We start from the raw sequence: 15259 nt of genomic DNA on the forward strand, positions 1-15259 counted from the left end.
GTCTGCTGTTGCAAAAGGGGGAGGGCAAATGCCTTCCCTCTTTTTTTGCTTACAAATAATTACAAAATACCCCCCTAAGTTACTTGCATTGTTAAATGACAGCAACGATATTGACAAATCGTGCCCTCATTCTCTTCTTCTTGTATTTACCATGCTTGCAAATCGGGTTAAGCTTGCACCGCTAAGTTGGTAATGTTATCGTGAAACAATATGACGCTTAGCCCGGCAATTTATTAAGCCTATCCCAGCGGACTTTGTTCGCCAAATTCCCAATATGTCTGACAAAATGCATAAACAAAAAAGAACATCTGTGACTTCCCTGGGACGCAAAGTCTTGAGCATTGCGGTAACGTCGAGCTTGCTGTTAATGTCGCAGGCAAATGCGACAGGTATGGGGCGTCTGACAGTGTTGTCTTCTCTGGGGCAACCACTCCGCGCAGAAATTGAACTTACCTCGCCTAGTAAGGATGAAATTGGCTCGCTGGTGCCTAAATTGGCTTCCGCTGAAGCGTTTCGTCAGGCAAATATCGATTTTAATGCGGCACTTCTGTCGTTGCGTTTTGCAGTAGAGCAGCGTGGTTCTGGTTATGTGATCAAGGTGACGTCTTCGCAAGCGATGAATGAGCCGTTTGTTGATATGTTGCTGGAAATGAATTCATCCAACGGGAAGTTGCTTCGCGAGTATACATTCCTGCTTGATCCTGCAGAATTGAGAAACAGTCAGTCACCCCAGTTGGCAAATCCAACGGTTGTCGCAAATAAGCGACAAGCTGGAACGACTTCTGAGGTCGCAACCCGTGTTCCGGCGCAGACGACCGCTGCGGTGAATCCGAAATCATCTGTCCAAGTAAAAGAGAGGGCGGCGCCTGCCCAAGCGCAAACCAAAGCGGGTGATTATGCTGTAAAAAAAGGCGATACCCTGATGAAGGTCGCTTCGGCCTACCGCTCTGAAGGGGTGTCTCTGGATCAGATGTTGGTGAGCCTGTACAAGGCTAATCCACAGGCGTTCGTCGGTCAGAATATGAATCGCCTGAAAGCTGGTCAGATTTTATCGATACCGGATAGCGATGCGATACAGGCGAGTGCCGGAAATGCGTCTGGCGCGCATTCTGTTGTATTGGCTCATGCTGCTGACTTCAATGCGTATCGCAATAAACTTGCGGATCATGTTGATCGCGCTCCTGCAGAAAAAGGACAGGCAGCAAAGCAAACGGCAAGCGGGACTATCACGGCAAAGGTTAAAGAGACTCCCTCAGCTACCAGCGAGTCTGCTGATAAGTTAAAACTGTCAAAATCAGCTAATGCTGCGACCAAAACCAGTGATGGTAAAGGTTTGTCTGAAGAGGATAAGCTGGCAAAAAATAAGGCGGCCGCAGAGGCTGCTGGCCGCTTGAAAGAATTGGAAAAGAATGTCAGCGATCTGCAGCGACTGCTTGATGTAAAGAACAAAGATCTTGCTGCAAAAGAGCTTGAGTTAAATGCAAAGGCAAAAGCTGAGCAGAAATCCGCGCCTGCAAGTGCAACTGTTGCAACGGCAGGGAAAACGGAAGTAGCATCAAATGCGGTGTCGTCATCTGAGCGCGCTGATGTTGCATCAGCTCCGGCATCCGTTGTTGATGCTTCTCCCGCGAGCGCGACTACTGCGGCGAACAAGCCTGCCAAACGTAAGCCTGTTGCACCTCCGCCACCTCCGCCAGAACCGAGCTTCTTTGAAAGTATTTCTGATTTCTTGCTTCCAGGCGGCGCTGTAGCCTTGGCGCTTCTTGCTGGTGCTGGTTTGTGGTTTAACAATAAAAAGAAAAAGGCACAACAGTTTGAAGACAGTATCCTGACTGGTTCCAGCATGAAGGCAAACTCCATGTTTGGTTCGACAGGAGGTCAGAGCGTCGATACAAATAATAGTGTCTTTAATTCAAATTTTGCTCCATCCGCCAGTCAGTTGGATGCGAATGAGGTTGATCCTGTTGCCGAGGCCGATGTCTATATTGCTTACGGACGCGATTCTCAAGCGGAAGAAATTTTAAAAGAAGCGCTGCGAACTCAGCCTGACCGCCATGCTGTCAGGGTTAAATTACTGGAGATTTATTCTTCCAGAAAAGACACTAAGTTGTTTGAGCGACTGGCGAGTGAGCTGTACGGTATGACCGGTGGAGAAGGTGAAGAATGGGCGCAGGCAGCATCAATGGGTATCGCGCTGGAACCAGGTAACCCTTTGTACGCGGGTGGCAAAGCTATTCCAGAAGCTAGTGTGCAAGGTGGTTTGGGGGCGACGACGCAGCCGTTAGAGGATCTTGATCCTGATGCTTTGCTGGCAAATTCATTATCTAGAGATATGCTGGATGCCATCAGTATTATAGACACGGCATCGCATGGGCAGGCTGCAACGTCAGAACCTGGGAAGGATGTTGTGTCGGACGTTGACGCTGATCATGCAGCTAGTCTTGATTTTGACCTGGGTTTAAGCGAGGCTGATGTGCCTCAGATTCCAGAGGCTCAGCCAGTTGCGCCTGTCGCAACTGTTGATGAGCAAGTGCCTGACGTGGACTTTGGTAGTATTGATTTTGATTTTGGCGATAATAAGCCTGTTGTGGAAGAGGTCGCTGCAGTAGCTGAGTCTGGAGCAGATCAAGATATTGCTAGTGATGTAGCTGCTGATCTTGACTTTGCCTCATTGGACTTTGATGTGCCTGCGATTGAGGCTGCTCCGGTTGAGCATGGTTTACTTGATGCGCCGGTCGCTGATGAACATGTGGACCCAGTTGTGGAGGTTGTCGCTGAGACATCTGAGACTGCTGAGCAAGACCATGGGTCTGCATTTGAATTTGATTTATCGGGAATCGATCTTGATTTGCCATCCGACGATGCGCATAAATCTGCAGAGGTTGAATTGGCTCCAGCTGTTGTTGAGGAGCAGATTGAGGAAAATGCTGAAATGTCTACTAAGCTTGATTTGGCGGTTGCCTATCATGAGATTGGAGACAAAGATGGTGCCAGAGAGTTGCTTGATGAAGTGTTGAAAGGTGGTACTGCATCTCAGAAAGAGCGTGCAAGCGCTATGTTGGCTCAAATGGCATAATCTTCTCTTGAGTTTTTTTGCGGGCGCAGCGATTGCTTGCGCCCGTTTTTATTTTGAATGGTGATTTGTTGTGAAACGTCTTGTGTTGGGAGTGCAGTACGACGGAAGTGGTTGGCATGGTTGGCAGACGCAACCGTCTGGTGAGACCATACAGGACGTCTTAGAAGGGGCGTTGTTTCAATTTTGCGGGGTAACGGTTGATACCGTCTGTGCGGGGAGAACGGATGCTGGAGTGCATGGCTTGGAGCAGATTGTGCACTTTGATACGAACCTTGCTCGCGCACCTTATTCCTGGGTCAATGGCGTGAATGCTTTCTTGCCGGAAACGATAGCAATACAGTGGGCGAAAGAGTTGATTTTGGATGAAGGGTCGCAAGATAATTTTCACGCCAGATTCAGTGCCAGAGCCAGAACCTATCACTATGTATTAAGTAATAGTAAAATACGGTCTCCCATGTGGTCTGGACGAGCAGGATGGGTGTTTCGCCCACTTGATGTTACAAGAATGCGCGAGGCGGTTGCCTATTTGCTCGGAGAGCATGACTTTTCTGCTTTTCGTGCATCTGGTTGTCAAGCGAAGACTCCGGTCAAGCAAATGTATGACATCAGGATCAGGCAGCAAGGGGAGTTGATTGTTTTTACTTTGAAAGCAAGTGCTTTTTTGCATCATATGGTGCGCAATATTGTCGGTTCTCTTATTTTTGTTGGAGCCGGTAAGCGTGAGCCTTCCTGGATTGCAGATGTTCTTGCAAGCAAAGATCGAAGCATCGCTGCACCTACGTTTATGCCAGATGGTTTATATCTGGCAAAAATTGATTATGAAGAGAAGTGGGGGTTGCCTCAGATGGCGAGTTCAGATCTTCCCGGTTTCTTATCTCTTTTATAGTATTTAGTCGTGCGCTTTATGTGAATTCTCAGTTACCCATCTTGAAATCCGGTAAAATGGCGGTTTGCAAAACCAGAACTGAAGGCGCTCGCCTGGGGACTGTTGCCCAGACTGGAGCGCTTTTTTTTAGCCCTTTGCCTCACCTCAGTAAATATTAGTAATTTCAATGAACAATATCCGGAATTTTTCTATTATCGCCCATATCGATCACGGCAAGTCCACGCTTGCGGATCGTATTATTCAAATTTGTGGTGGCTTGTCAGATCGCGAAATGGAAGCGCAAGTCCTTGATTCTATGGATATTGAGCGCGAGCGCGGAATTACAATTAAGGCTCAGACTGCAGCGTTGCATTATAAGTCCCGTGACGGTCAGATCTATAACCTGAACTTAATTGATACGCCAGGGCACGTCGATTTTAGCTACGAAGTCAGTCGTTCATTGTCTGCTTGTGAAGGCGCATTGCTGGTGGTGGATGCATCCCAAGGTGTTGAGGCGCAAACCGTTGCAAACTGCTATACCGCGATTGAGTTGGGGGTCGAAGTTGTTCCTGTGTTGAATAAAATTGACCTGCCGTCTGCTGACCCGGATAACGCTTGCGCTGAAATCGAGGAAGTCATTGGTATTGATGCTTCTGATGCAGTCCATTGTTCAGCGAAGACAGGGCTGGGTGTTGTCGACGTGCTGGAGTCTCTGATTTCCAAAGTTCCTCCGCCAAAAGGTGATCCTGCCGCACCATTGCAAGCACTGATCGTCGATTCCTGGTTTGATAATTACGTTGGTGTGGTCATGCTGGTCAGAATCGTCAATGGTACCTTGCGGCCAAAAGACAAAATCCTGTTTATGGCGACGGAAGCGCAGCACTTGGTGGAAAGCGTAGGTGTTTTTACGCCGAAATCATTGTCGCGGGATCAATTGTCGGCGGGGCAGGTGGGCTTCGTTATAGCGGGGATTAAAGAGCTGAAAGCAGCAAAGGTCGGCGATACAATTACGATTGCGAACAAACCGGCAACTGAGCCGTTACCTGGTTTTAAGGAAGTTCAGCCACAAGTTTTTGCCGGTCTGTTCCCTGTCGAGGCAAATCAGTACGACGCGCTACGCGATTCGCTGGAAAAGTTAAAGCTCAATGATGCCGCCTTGATGTATGAGCCTGAAGTGTCACAGGCGCTCGGTTTTGGTTTCCGTTGTGGTTTCCTGGGCTTGTTGCATATGGAGATCGTTCAGGAGCGTCTCGAACGCGAGTTTGATATGGATCTGATCACGACGGCACCAACGGTTGTCTATGAAGTGGTCATGGCTGACGGTTCCATTCTGATGGTTGATAATCCATCCAAAATGCCAGACCCATCCAAGATTGAGGAAATTCGGGAGCCGATTGTCACGGTTAATTTATACATGCCGCAGGAATATGTCGGTGCGGTCATCACCTTGTGTACGCAAAAGCGTGGTGTCCAACTGGATATGAGCTATCACGGTCGTCAGGTTAAATTGACGTACGAAATGCCGATGGCGGAAATCGTCCTAGATTTTTTTGATCGTTTGAAGTCGACGTCGCGGGGATACGCGTCCATGGATTATGAATTCAAAGAAAACCGTGCCGCCGATGTTGTTAAGGTGGATATGTTGATTAACAGCGAAAAAGTGGATGCTTTGGCGATTATCGTTCATCGATCAAACAGTCACTTCCGGGGCCGTGCTGTGGCCGCTAAAATGCGGGAGCTGATTCCAAGGCAAATGTTTGATGTAGCGATTCAGGCTGCTATCGGTTCTAATATTATTTCCCGTGAGAACGTGAAAGCACTGCGCAAAAATGTATTGGCGAAGTGCTATGGTGGTGACATTAGTCGTAAACGAAAATTGCTTGAAAAGCAAAAAGCGGGTAAAAAACGTATGAAACAGGTTGGTTCTGTAGAAATTCCTCAAGAAGCGTTTTTGGCAATTTTACAAGTGGATGAAAAATGAGTTTTCAGTCAATTTTAGGGAATTTTGCCCTGATTCTGTTTGTGTTGACAGTGGGTACTGGAATCGTCTGGTTCCTCGATGTGTTTTTTTTATCCAAGCAAAGGCGCCTTGCTGCAGATAAAGCGCTGGCTGAGTTTGATGCGAGAACAGCAAAGCTGGAAGCAGATGGTATCCGTGTTGAGCAAGGGAAGCGTGCTGAATTAGAAGCGGGCATATTGCGCCAATCGGTATGGATAGAGTATTCCGGTAGTTTCTTTCCTGTGATCGCACTGGTTTTTTTTCTCCGCTCGTTTCTTTACGAACCATTTAAAATTCCATCCAGCTCTATGTTGCCAACCTTATTTGTTGGCGACCTTATCTTGGTAAATAAGTTTGAATATGGTATTCGTTTGCCTATCCTTAATAAGAAAGTTGTTGAAGTAGGCAACCCACAGCGTGGTGATGTTATGGTCTTTAAATACCCCGTAGATCCGACGGTGGACTATATTAAACGTGTGGTTGGCGTACCAGGAGATAAAGTTGTTTATAAAAATAAACGACTTTTGATTAATGGTAAAACGCTTTCTTATCAGGCGATGCCAGATTTCCTCGATGAAGAGCATTTGAATTATTCAAAACAATATACAGAAAATCTGACGGGCGTATCACACCGGATTTTGAATGATGAGCATGCACCTGCTTTTGTCCGGGATCCTTTCAATTTTCCGAAAAGAGAAAATTGTACTTATGATAGCGAAGGATTTTCCTGCGTGGTTCCTGAAGGGCATTATTTCATGATGGGTGACAATCGCGACAATAGTCTCGACAGTCGCTACTGGGGATTTGTTCCTGATCAAAATATTGTTGGTAAGGCATTTTTCATCTGGATGAATTTGGGAAATATCAAGCGCATCGGTAGTTTTAATTAAAATAACTGGATATGTAAAGAAAGAGAAATTATGCAAACAGCTCAACGTTTTTCTTTAAAGTCGCAGCATGGTATTTCTTTGATAGGGCTCATTTTATCTCTGGGTGTGATTGTATTGATTGCGATGCTGGCAATGAAAGTAGTGCCAACCGTGATTGAGTACACGTCGATAAAAAAAGCGATCAGTGTTGCTAAAGCAGGTGGAACGACTGTTAATGAGATTCAGAATGCTTTTGATAAACAGGCAGATGTTGGTTACATTACTTCAATTACAGGCAAGGACCTGGTGATTACCCGGGATAATGGGAATATTGAGGTAAGTTTCTCCTACCAGAAAAAAATCCCTTTGTTTGGCCCAGCGACATTATTGCTGGAATATGAAGGTACAACGGCAAAAAGTGGCATCTCCGCTAAAAAGCCAGAATAAGCAGAACACGTATGAATCTTCAACTATTGCAAAAAAGGCTGGGATACCAGTTTTGTAATCCGGCTTTATTGCAGCAGGCTTTGACGCATCGCAGTCACAGCGTTTTACATAATGAGCGATTGGAATTTCTTGGCGACTCCATTTTGAATTGTGTTGTCGCATCGTTGCTGTTTGAAAGTTTCTCGGATATTGACGAGGGTGACTTATCGCGTGTTCGTGCCAATCTGGTCAAGCAGCAGTCGCTTTATGAAATCGCACAAAGAATAGAGTTATCTCAATTTTTAAGATTGGGTGAGGGCGAACTAAAGTCCGGCGGTTTCCGGCGTCCATCCATTCTTGCGGATGCTTTGGAGGCGTTGTTCGGAGCAATTTTTCTTGATTCTGGTTTTGATGCAGCGAAAGAGGTGATTCGCTCCCTCTATGCACCGGTAATGATTACGATTGATCCGACAACCTTGGGTAAGGATGCTAAGACTTTGCTGCAGGAATTTTTGCAGAGTAAAAAAATTGCTTTGCCTCAGTACAATGTTGTTGCCACTCACGGAGCTGCGCACAATCAAGAGTTTGAGATTGCGTGTCTGGTTCCTAAACTAGATATTCAGGTTTTTGGCACTGGTGGTAGTCGCCGTGCTGGTGAGCAGGCCGCTGCTAAACTTGCCCTTGAGGCGGCAATGTTGGCGTTAGCAAAAACACCTGGCGCGCGTAAATCTAAACCGAGAGCGGCGCAATTGAAACTGGCAGGAATAGCGACGGCGCAACTTGATAGCACACCATTACTTACAGACTTGCCTGAGACTAAACAAGATATATCTGACTCTGCTTCGATGAGCCTGCCTGAGGCAGACGGAGATTCCAATCAACACCCAAAAACAGCATGAGCACTCTATGAATGAATTAATTGATAACCCTGATTTTCGCTGTGGGTATATTGCTATTGTCGGTCGTCCTAATGTAGGTAAATCGACCTTGATGAATGCGTTGATTGGGGCAAAAGTCAGCATTACTTCTCGTAAGGCTCAGACTACCCGTCATCGTATTACCGGAATACAAACCAAAGACAATACGCAGTTTGTGTACGTTGATACACCGGGTTTTCAGACACGTCATTCAAATGCTTTAAACCGCACACTGAACAGAACCGTGACGACAACGCTGACAGCGGCGGACGTCATTTTATTTCTGGTCGAGGCTGGCACTTTTGGCCCTGCCGATCAGCAAGTGATCGATTTATTGCCAAAAAATGTGCCTTGCATTCTGGTGATTAATAAATCTGATCGCATTAAAGATAAAGCGGTCATGATGCCGTTTGCACAGAAGGTTGCCGCATTGTTTCCATTTGCCGCGATTGTTCCGGTTTCTGCGACTTTGCGTTTCCAGCTTGAAAATCTGGAAGGTGAAACAAGAAAATATTTGCCACTGAATCCGCCGATGTTTGCGGAAGATGATATTACTGACCGCAGTGAAAAATTTCTTGCCACGGAAATTGTCCGCGAAAAATTATTCCGTTTTGTCGGCGATGAGTTGCCGTATACAAGCACTGTGCTGATTGAAAAATTTGAGCAGGAAGGAAATTTACGCCGCATTTTTGTCGCCATACTGGTCGATCGTGATGGGCATAAATCGATGGTAATTGGTAACAAAGGTGCGCGTCTGAAGGATATATCCACGCAATCTCGCGTGGATATGGAGAAACTGTTCGGCGGTCCCGTTTATCTCGAAATCTGGGTCAAAGTAAAATCTGGATGGGCGGATAACGAAGCAGGTTTAAGAGCCTACGGTTACGAATAGTTCGTTGCATGACTGATGTTCATACAGTCGTTTTAACTCAGCATGGCGATGCTTTTAATATGGTCGCCACTGCTATTGATCCGGTTCCCGCTCAATCAAAAAAAAAATCCCAGACGATGGCTGGTGGAGTTTTGCCGCGCGAGCGAAAAATACTTCACCAGCCGGGTTTTGTATTGCACTCCTGGCCGTATAAAGAAACCAGCCTGATCGTAGAGATATTCACACGCGATTACGGTCGTATTGCTCTTGTAGCCAAGGGGGCTAAGCGACCGCATTCTCAGTTGCGCAGCGTGTTGCAGACCTTCCAGCCTTTGCAGTTGGGATGGACTGGGAAGTCCGAAATCCCGATACTTACCGGGGCTGACTGGGTCGGTGGTATGCTGCCGCTCGAGCGATCAGCGTTACTGTGCGGGTTTTACCTCAATGAGTTGTTGGTTAAATTTCTGGTGCGTGATGAGCCGCATACTGCACTGTTTGAACAATATATAAGTACACTGAATTTATTGGCTCATGATGAGCCTGCACCGACCGTTTTGCGTCAGTTTGAACTGGCGCTGTTGCGAGAGTCGGGTTTGTTGGGCGATCTGACGTTTTGCACGTTTTCCAGAAGTAAAGTGGATGCAGCGTTGAATTACGTTGTCGATCCTGAGGTCGGCACACGGATTGCGACTACATCAGATCATATTCCCATTGTCAGTGGTAAAACCTTATTGGATATGGCGCAAGCAGATTACGCTGATACGGTCACGCAATTTCAAAGTAAGATGTTGATGCGTTTTTTGCTCGGACACCACTTGCATGGCGCATCTCTAAATACCAGGCAGATTCTGATCGATTTGCAAAATTTATGAACGTTCATTCACATCAACAATCTACCTTGCTTGAAGTCAGTCTTGATCCACTGCTCAGTTTTTTGGACGGCCGCAAAGACAGTCTTCTTGACCCACTTGCATTTGCGATTACTGCAGAGGAAGCTGGTGCAGATGGATTATCTATTTATTTGTCAGCGAAAAATGCAAATGTCCGGCAAGCGTTGATGCAAACCATGTCGCAGCAGTTTACCGGGCGTTTGAAAATCAACGCAACGGCGATTGCGCAAACACTGGATATCGTGTCTGAAATTCGTCCTGCGAATGTATGTCTGGTTGCAGCAGATGGCGGATCAGATGAGCGATTCGCGCCAGTGGATGTTGTTGAGGATTTTTCGCTATTACAGTCGTTTGTCAGTCAGTTGCATCGTAACGGGCATCGCTCATCCCTATTTGTCAGGCCAAAACCAGAACAGATTCAGGCATGTGCTGAATCTGGTGCGAACGCGATAGTGCTCAGTGCTGAGCGCTATGTTCAGGCAGACAATAATGCGATGCGCCAGCAGGCGTTGAGTGAGTTGCAAGCGATGGCTATTGAAAGTATTCGACAAGGCTTATCGGTGCAGCTCAGTGGCAACTTTAACTACCAAAATATTGTGGCTCTTGCCTCATTATCGGACGTTACGCAAATTAATACCGCCGATGCAATTTTTGCCCGGACTCTGTCAGTTGGATGGAATGTCGCGGTGAAAGAGATGAAAGCGATTTTAGTCCGCTCAGGGTTAACGCAGAGGGCTTGAGATGATTTATGGCATCGGCACTGATATCGTTCAACTTACCCGTATTGAACATGCTCTTGTCAGAAGTGGCGAGCGCTTTGCCAGAAAAATTCTGGGTGAAGATGAGCTGCGTATTTTTTTTCAGCGACGAGAGCAAAATTTGCTACGTGGTACGCGCTATCTGGCGACCAGATTTGCCGCGAAGGAGGCATTTTCAAAGGCGATTGGTACGGGTATAGCAGCACCTATGACCTTGCATAACATGCAAACGCTGAACGACGATGACGGAAAGCCTGTTGTGAGGCTGACTGGCACCTTGTATGAATGGATGGCGTTACGTTGCCTGACGTCCCATATTTCCCTTAGCGACGAAGCTGATCACGTTTTGGCCTTTGTGATTGTGGAAAAAAAATCCGGTACGGATATCTGATCTGATGGATACGAATCAATCTTCGGCGAGTGATGTTCGTCAGTCTGTTTTAGATACGGTATCGAAGCTTCCTCATTTGCCCGGGGTGTATCGTTACTTTGATGAGCAGGGGCAGGTTTTGTATGTGGGTAAGGCGCGTGATCTGAAGAAGCGCGTCAACAGTTATTTTCAAAAGACGCTGTCGAGTCCGCGTATTGCTATGATGGTGGCAAAAATAGTCAGGTTGGAAACGACGGTGACACGCAGTGAAGCAGAAGCCCTGATTCTGGAAAATAACCTGATCAAAGCTTTGCGGCCTCGCTACAATATTTTATTCAGGGACGATAAGTCTTATCCTTACCTGAAAATTACTTCAGAAAAGACGCCGCGAATGACCTACTATCGTGGCGCTATCGATAAAAAACACCAGTATTTTGGCCCCTTTCCATCTGGTTGGGCGGTCAAGGAATCGATGCAAATCCTGCAGAAAGTGTTCTTGTTGCGTAGCTGCGAGGATAGTGTATTTGCGAATCGTACCAGGCCTTGTCTATTGCATCAGATTCAGCGTTGCAGTGCTCCTTGTGTTGACTTTATTACGCCTGAAGATTACCTATTGGACGTTAAAAATGCTGCCGATTTTTTACGTGGACGGCAATTAGAAGTCATGCAGACGTTGGAGAAGAAAATGCTGGCTTTTTCCTCCGAACTGAAATTTGAGCAAGCAGCATTCGTTCGTAATCAAATGTCAGCCTTGTCTAAGGTGTTGCATCAGCAAAGCATGGAAACCACTGGCAATGCGGATGTTGATATTGTGGCCGTGATTGTCGAGGGAGGTCGAGCTTGTGTGAACCTGGCGATGGTGCGGGGTGGACGGCATCTTGGCGACCGCGCGTATTTCCCCAGTCATGTGGATGATGTCAGATCGACTGCAGAAGATTCGATTGAGCAGGAAATCGTTGCCGCTTTTCTCGCGCAGCATTATGTTGATCAGTTCATCCCATCAACGATTGTGATGAATGTCGAGTTGGATGAACCAGATCTGTTGCTGGCACTTGCCGAACAGTGTGGACACAAAATTCATTTATCTTTTCAACCTCAGGAACAGCGGCGTATCTGGCTTGAAATGGCAGTGAAGGGTGCCGCTTTGGCATTGACCAGACTACTGTCTGAGCACGGCTCGCAGCAAGCACGGACGCTGGCGCTGGCGGCGGTTCTTGATTTGGATACTGACAATCCGGAGCAGTTGCGAATCGAGTGTTTTGACATCAGCCATACGCAGGGGGAGGCGACTCAGGCTTCATGCGTGGTATTCCATCACCATGCAATGCAAAGTGGAGAATACAGACGCTACAACATCAAAGACATTACGCCGGGCGATGATTACGCGGCTATGCGGCAGGTATTGTTCCGTCGTTATGAAAAAATTGTCAGTGATCAGGACGAAAGCGTGCAGACCTTACCAGATGTTGTTTTGATTGATGGCGGCAAGGGACAGGTGGAGATGGCGCGCCAGGTGTTTGTCGAACTTGGCTTGGATACCAGCAGGATCGTGGGTGTTGCCAAAGGCGAGGGGCGTAAGGTTGGCCTCGAAACTTTGGTTTTTGTTGATGGACGTGAACCAAAAGAATTGGGAAAAGAGTCCGCTGCTTTGATGTTGATTGCGCAGATTCGTGATGAGGCGCATCGCTTTGCTATTACTGGTATGCGGGCAAAGCGCGATAAATCCAGACAGGCATCGCAATTAGAAGAGATTGAGGGAGTGGGGCCAAAGCGCAGACAAAAACTATTGGTGCGCTTTGGTGGCTTGAAGGGAGTCAGTGATGCCAGCGTTGAAGAGCTGGCGAGCGTTGAAGGTATATCCCGGCAGTTGGCAGAAGAAATTTACAAGCGATTGCGTTAGCCCAATATAATTACCGGAAATAATCTGAATAAAAACTTATGCCATTTAATTTTCCTATTTTGTTGACCTGGTTACGTGTCGCTCTGATTCCGTTGGTAGTCGGTGTATTTTATTTGCCTGATACATGGTTGAGTCCTTTTGAAAAAGGGGTTGCATCCAGCCTTGTCTTTATTATCGCAGCGGTGACCGATTGGTTTGATGGTTTTCTCGCGCGTCGCTGGAATCAGACATCTTCGTTCGGCGCCTTCCTTGACCCGGTCGCTGATAAGTTGATGGTTGCCGGTGCATTGCTTGTGTTGGTGGAGTTTGACCGTGTTAACGCCGTTGTCGCGTTCGTCATTATCGGTCGTGAAATTACCATCTCGGCCTTGCGTGAATGGATGGCGCTGATCGGTGCGTCAAAGTCGGTTGCCGTCAGTTCGATTGGTAAAATCAAAACGGCTGCACAAATGATGGCGATACCGCTACTTTTGAGCCCGAATTTTGTTTTATTTAATTATATTGACAGTGGTTTGACCGGATCCTGGTTGTTGCTCATTGCCGCAGTATTGACGGTATGGTCTATGTTTTATTATTTGCGAAAAGCATGGCCTCTGATTAAAGAGTCAACTGAAAAACTCAGTTAGCTCGCTTGACAGAATTCATGGATACTATATAATTCTGGTCTTTCGTTGATGCGGGAATAGCTCAGTTGGTAGAGCGCAACCTTGCCAAGGTTGAGGTCGAGAGTTCGAGACTCTTTTCCCGCTCCAAGTTTTTTCAGCGAAAAAAATAGTAGTACAAATGCGGGAATAGCTCAGTTGGTAGAGCGCAACCTTGCCAAGGTTGAGGTCGAGAGTTCGAGACTCTTTTCCCGCTCCAGTTTTTATTAGTACATGATGTATTTGTAGTGCAAATGCGGGAATAGCTCAGTTGGTAGAGCGCAACCTTGCCAAGGTTGAGGTCGAGAGTTCGAGACTCTTTTCCCGCTCCAGATTCTGAAGGGAAGCAAAGCTTCCCTTTTTTCTTAAAGTTGTTTTGCCGCGTTTCAGTTTTTATGATTGAAACAGCACCCTTGGCGGGGTAGCAAAGTGGTTATGCAGCGGCCTGCAAAGCCGTAGACGCCGGTTCGATCCCGACCCCCGCCTCCAGTTTTAAGAAAGCGCTGTTAAGCGCTTTTTTTTCAGAGCAAGCAGCTTCGGCTGCATGTTGTAGTGATGGGCCCGAGTGGTGAAATAGGTAGACACATCGGACTTAAAATCCGCCGCTTCGTTAATAGCGGGCGTGCCGGTTCGATTCCGGCCTCGGGCACCAATCACACGTTTAAAGAAGTACAAAGATGTCCAATAACCCGCCTTCTTCCTAGAGAGAATGCGGGTTTTTTGTTTTATATTGTCTTGATACGTCCATTGCCATCCAAGGTTTTTGCATCCATACTTTTATCCATGGATGCAAATCTCAAAATCACTTGGATGCAAAATACCAAAACTCGCTAAACCACTCACTGACACGCAAGTCAGAACTGCTAAACCCAGAGACGGAAAAACATATACCTTAGCCGATGGAGGAGGTATGTACCTCGAAGTGTCAGCTGCTGGTACAAAAATCTGGCGCATGTCCTATCGTCAGGAAAATGGTAAGCAGAATCGCCTCACGTTGTACCGCTTTCGATCCAAGCCTTAGAAATCCTAAAGTCAGTCCATCCGATGTCGGGACACAGAAAGTATGTTTTCCCAAGCATTCGAACAAGTGAACGCTGCATGAGTGAAAACACGATTAACGCCGCTCTGCGATCTTTGGGATACACGAAGGGATGATGACTGCACATGGCTTCAGAGCCATGGCGCGCACTATCATGGATGAAGTACTTGGCGAGCGCGTTGATTTTATCGAACATCAGTTAGCACATGCGGTAAAAGATCCGAATGGCCGGGCTTATAACCGTACTGCACACTTACCGGCACGCAGAGAGATGATGCAGCGCTGGGCGGACTATCTTGATAAGTTGCGCGATGGATCATCTACGTTATCGCTTGGTGCGTAAAAGTTTCATGTATTCGATTTATTTAAATACATGTAGTTATTGTTCAGGATTGGAATATTTTCTCTTTAGTATTTTATGCAATGGTCAATTAAAGAGTGAAGAACGCAACTGATAATATTGGTACTGCTTGTGTGTCCCGTTATCCGTTTTAATAAACCACTCCCTGCCGGACTTCAACAGAGTCAGCAGAAGACTCTCAACCAAAAGACATGGTGTCGTCGCCATCACAACACTCAGCAACGACAACGTTCTCCCGCTTTTAAATCGAGCAAGATCCATCAGCGGCGATACATCT

General features: G+C 46.8%; 14 protein-coding genes, 5 tRNA genes and 1 pseudogene. 19 read left to right on the forward strand and 1 reads right to left on the reverse strand.

What is annotated here, in order from left to right:
* Window positions 1-310 precede the first annotated feature (310 nt).
* The 19 genes and pseudogenes from H8K29_RS16820 to H8K29_RS16905 all read left to right on the forward strand — a co-directional run.
* The gene (locus tag H8K29_RS16820) at window positions 311-3076 is read left to right on the forward strand and encodes a FimV/HubP family polar landmark protein (RefSeq protein ID WP_370527215.1); all 2766 of its coding nucleotides are present in this window, start codon (window positions 311-313) and stop codon (window positions 3074-3076) included.
* A 70-nt stretch (window positions 3077-3146) separates the two neighbouring features.
* Complete coding sequence (gene truA, locus H8K29_RS16825) at window positions 3147-3962, forward strand: tRNA pseudouridine(38-40) synthase TruA (RefSeq protein WP_186898504.1); 816 nt, start codon at window positions 3147-3149, stop codon at window positions 3960-3962.
* A 166-nt stretch (window positions 3963-4128) separates the two neighbouring features.
* The gene (gene lepA / locus H8K29_RS16830) at window positions 4129-5922 is read left to right on the forward strand and encodes a translation elongation factor 4 (RefSeq protein ID WP_186883666.1); all 1794 of its coding nucleotides are present in this window, start codon (window positions 4129-4131) and stop codon (window positions 5920-5922) included.
* On the forward strand, window positions 5919-6830 hold the full coding sequence (lepB, locus tag H8K29_RS16835; RefSeq protein ID WP_186898505.1) for a signal peptidase I: 912 nt from the start codon (window positions 5919-5921) through the stop codon (window positions 6828-6830). The genes lepA and lepB overlap by 4 nt, the downstream gene beginning before the upstream one ends.
* Window positions 6831-6860: 30 nt before the next feature.
* Window positions 6861-7256 carry a DUF4845 domain-containing protein gene (locus H8K29_RS16840; RefSeq protein WP_186883664.1) on the forward strand — a complete coding sequence of 132 codons (396 nt, stop codon included), beginning with the start codon at window positions 6861-6863 and terminating at the stop codon, window positions 7254-7256.
* A gap of 11 nt (window positions 7257-7267) precedes the next feature.
* The gene (gene rnc, locus H8K29_RS16845; protein WP_186898506.1) at window positions 7268-8134 is read left to right on the forward strand and encodes a ribonuclease III; all 867 of its coding nucleotides are present in this window, start codon (window positions 7268-7270) and stop codon (window positions 8132-8134) included.
* A 7-nt stretch (window positions 8135-8141) separates the two neighbouring features.
* Window positions 8142-9044 (forward strand): GTPase Era, encoded by a 903-nt coding sequence (gene era / locus H8K29_RS16850; protein ID WP_186883662.1) that lies wholly within the window; start codon window positions 8142-8144, stop codon window positions 9042-9044.
* A gap of 8 nt (window positions 9045-9052) precedes the next feature.
* Window positions 9053-9895, forward strand: a complete 843-nt coding sequence (recO, locus tag H8K29_RS16855) for a DNA repair protein RecO (RefSeq protein WP_186898507.1) — start codon at window positions 9053-9055, stop codon at window positions 9893-9895.
* Complete coding sequence (locus H8K29_RS16860; protein WP_186898508.1) at window positions 9892-10653, forward strand: pyridoxine 5'-phosphate synthase; 762 nt, start codon at window positions 9892-9894, stop codon at window positions 10651-10653. Before recO ends, H8K29_RS16860 begins: the two co-directional genes overlap by 4 nt.
* 1 nt (window position 10654) lies before the next feature.
* Window positions 10655-11062, forward strand: coding sequence for a holo-ACP synthase (gene acpS / locus H8K29_RS16865; protein WP_186898509.1), 408 nt, complete (start codon window positions 10655-10657; stop codon window positions 11060-11062).
* Between the two features lie 4 nt (window positions 11063-11066).
* Entirely contained in the window at window positions 11067-12941 is a 1875-nt protein-coding gene (gene uvrC / locus H8K29_RS16870; protein WP_186898510.1) for an excinuclease ABC subunit UvrC, read from the forward strand.
* Window positions 12942-12979: 38 nt separating this feature from the next.
* Entirely contained in the window at window positions 12980-13567 is a 588-nt protein-coding gene (pgsA, locus tag H8K29_RS16875) for a CDP-diacylglycerol--glycerol-3-phosphate 3-phosphatidyltransferase (protein ID WP_186883657.1), read from the forward strand.
* Between the two features lie 50 nt (window positions 13568-13617).
* Window positions 13618-13693: transfer RNA gene (locus H8K29_RS16880), tRNA-Gly, on the forward strand.
* Window positions 13694-13726: 33 nt separating this feature from the next.
* Window positions 13727-13802 (forward strand) — tRNA-Gly (locus H8K29_RS16885).
* A 36-nt stretch (window positions 13803-13838) separates the two neighbouring features.
* Window positions 13839-13914 (forward strand) — tRNA-Gly (locus tag H8K29_RS16890).
* An 83-nt stretch (window positions 13915-13997) separates the two neighbouring features.
* Window positions 13998-14071: transfer RNA gene (locus H8K29_RS16895), tRNA-Cys, on the forward strand.
* Window positions 14072-14141: 70 nt separating this feature from the next.
* Window positions 14142-14234: transfer RNA gene (locus H8K29_RS16900), tRNA-Leu, on the forward strand.
* Window positions 14235-14369: 135 nt separating this feature from the next.
* Window positions 14370-14603, forward strand: a complete 234-nt coding sequence (locus H8K29_RS18230) for an Arm DNA-binding domain-containing protein (RefSeq protein WP_370527216.1) — start codon at window positions 14370-14372, stop codon at window positions 14601-14603.
* Window positions 14573-14964: pseudogene (locus H8K29_RS16905) on the forward strand (tyrosine-type recombinase/integrase); the annotation flags it as partial. The gene H8K29_RS18230 and the pseudogene H8K29_RS16905, both read left to right, overlap by 31 nt.
* Before the next feature lie 84 nt (window positions 14965-15048).
* Here the strand turns inward: H8K29_RS16905 and H8K29_RS17795 are convergent.
* Window positions 15049-15259 (reverse strand): hypothetical protein (locus H8K29_RS17795; RefSeq protein ID WP_222611515.1); only part of this gene is annotated, 211 nt, incomplete at its 5' end.

Source organism: Undibacterium sp. CY21W (assembly GCF_014284265.1).
GTDB lineage: Bacteria > Pseudomonadota > Gammaproteobacteria > Burkholderiales > Burkholderiaceae_D > Undibacterium > Undibacterium aquatile.

Excerpts from the sequence above, each read along its gene's own strand:
- H8K29_RS18230 (WP_370527216.1), top strand. The coding sequence starts at position 14,370 with ATGCAAATCTCAAAATCACTTGGATGCAAAATACCAAAACTCGCTAAA.
- lepA (WP_186883666.1), top strand. The coding sequence starts at position 4,129 with ATGAACAATATCCGGAATTTTTCTATTATCGCCCATATCGATCACGGC.
- acpS (WP_186898509.1), top strand. The coding sequence starts at position 10,655 with ATGATTTATGGCATCGGCACTGATATCGTTCAACTTACCCGTATTGAA.
- pgsA (WP_186883657.1), top strand. The coding sequence starts at position 12,980 with ATGCCATTTAATTTTCCTATTTTGTTGACCTGGTTACGTGTCGCTCTG.
- H8K29_RS16860 (WP_186898508.1), top strand. The coding sequence starts at position 9,892 with ATGAACGTTCATTCACATCAACAATCTACCTTGCTTGAAGTCAGTCTT.
- H8K29_RS16840 (WP_186883664.1), top strand. The coding sequence starts at position 6,861 with ATGCAAACAGCTCAACGTTTTTCTTTAAAGTCGCAGCATGGTATTTCT.
- era (WP_186883662.1), top strand. The coding sequence starts at position 8,142 with ATGAATGAATTAATTGATAACCCTGATTTTCGCTGTGGGTATATTGCT.
- uvrC (WP_186898510.1), top strand. The coding sequence starts at position 11,067 with ATGGATACGAATCAATCTTCGGCGAGTGATGTTCGTCAGTCTGTTTTA.
- recO (WP_186898507.1), top strand. The coding sequence starts at position 9,053 with ATGACTGATGTTCATACAGTCGTTTTAACTCAGCATGGCGATGCTTTT.
- rnc (WP_186898506.1), top strand. The coding sequence starts at position 7,268 with ATGAATCTTCAACTATTGCAAAAAAGGCTGGGATACCAGTTTTGTAAT.
- lepB (WP_186898505.1), top strand. The coding sequence starts at position 5,919 with ATGAGTTTTCAGTCAATTTTAGGGAATTTTGCCCTGATTCTGTTTGTG.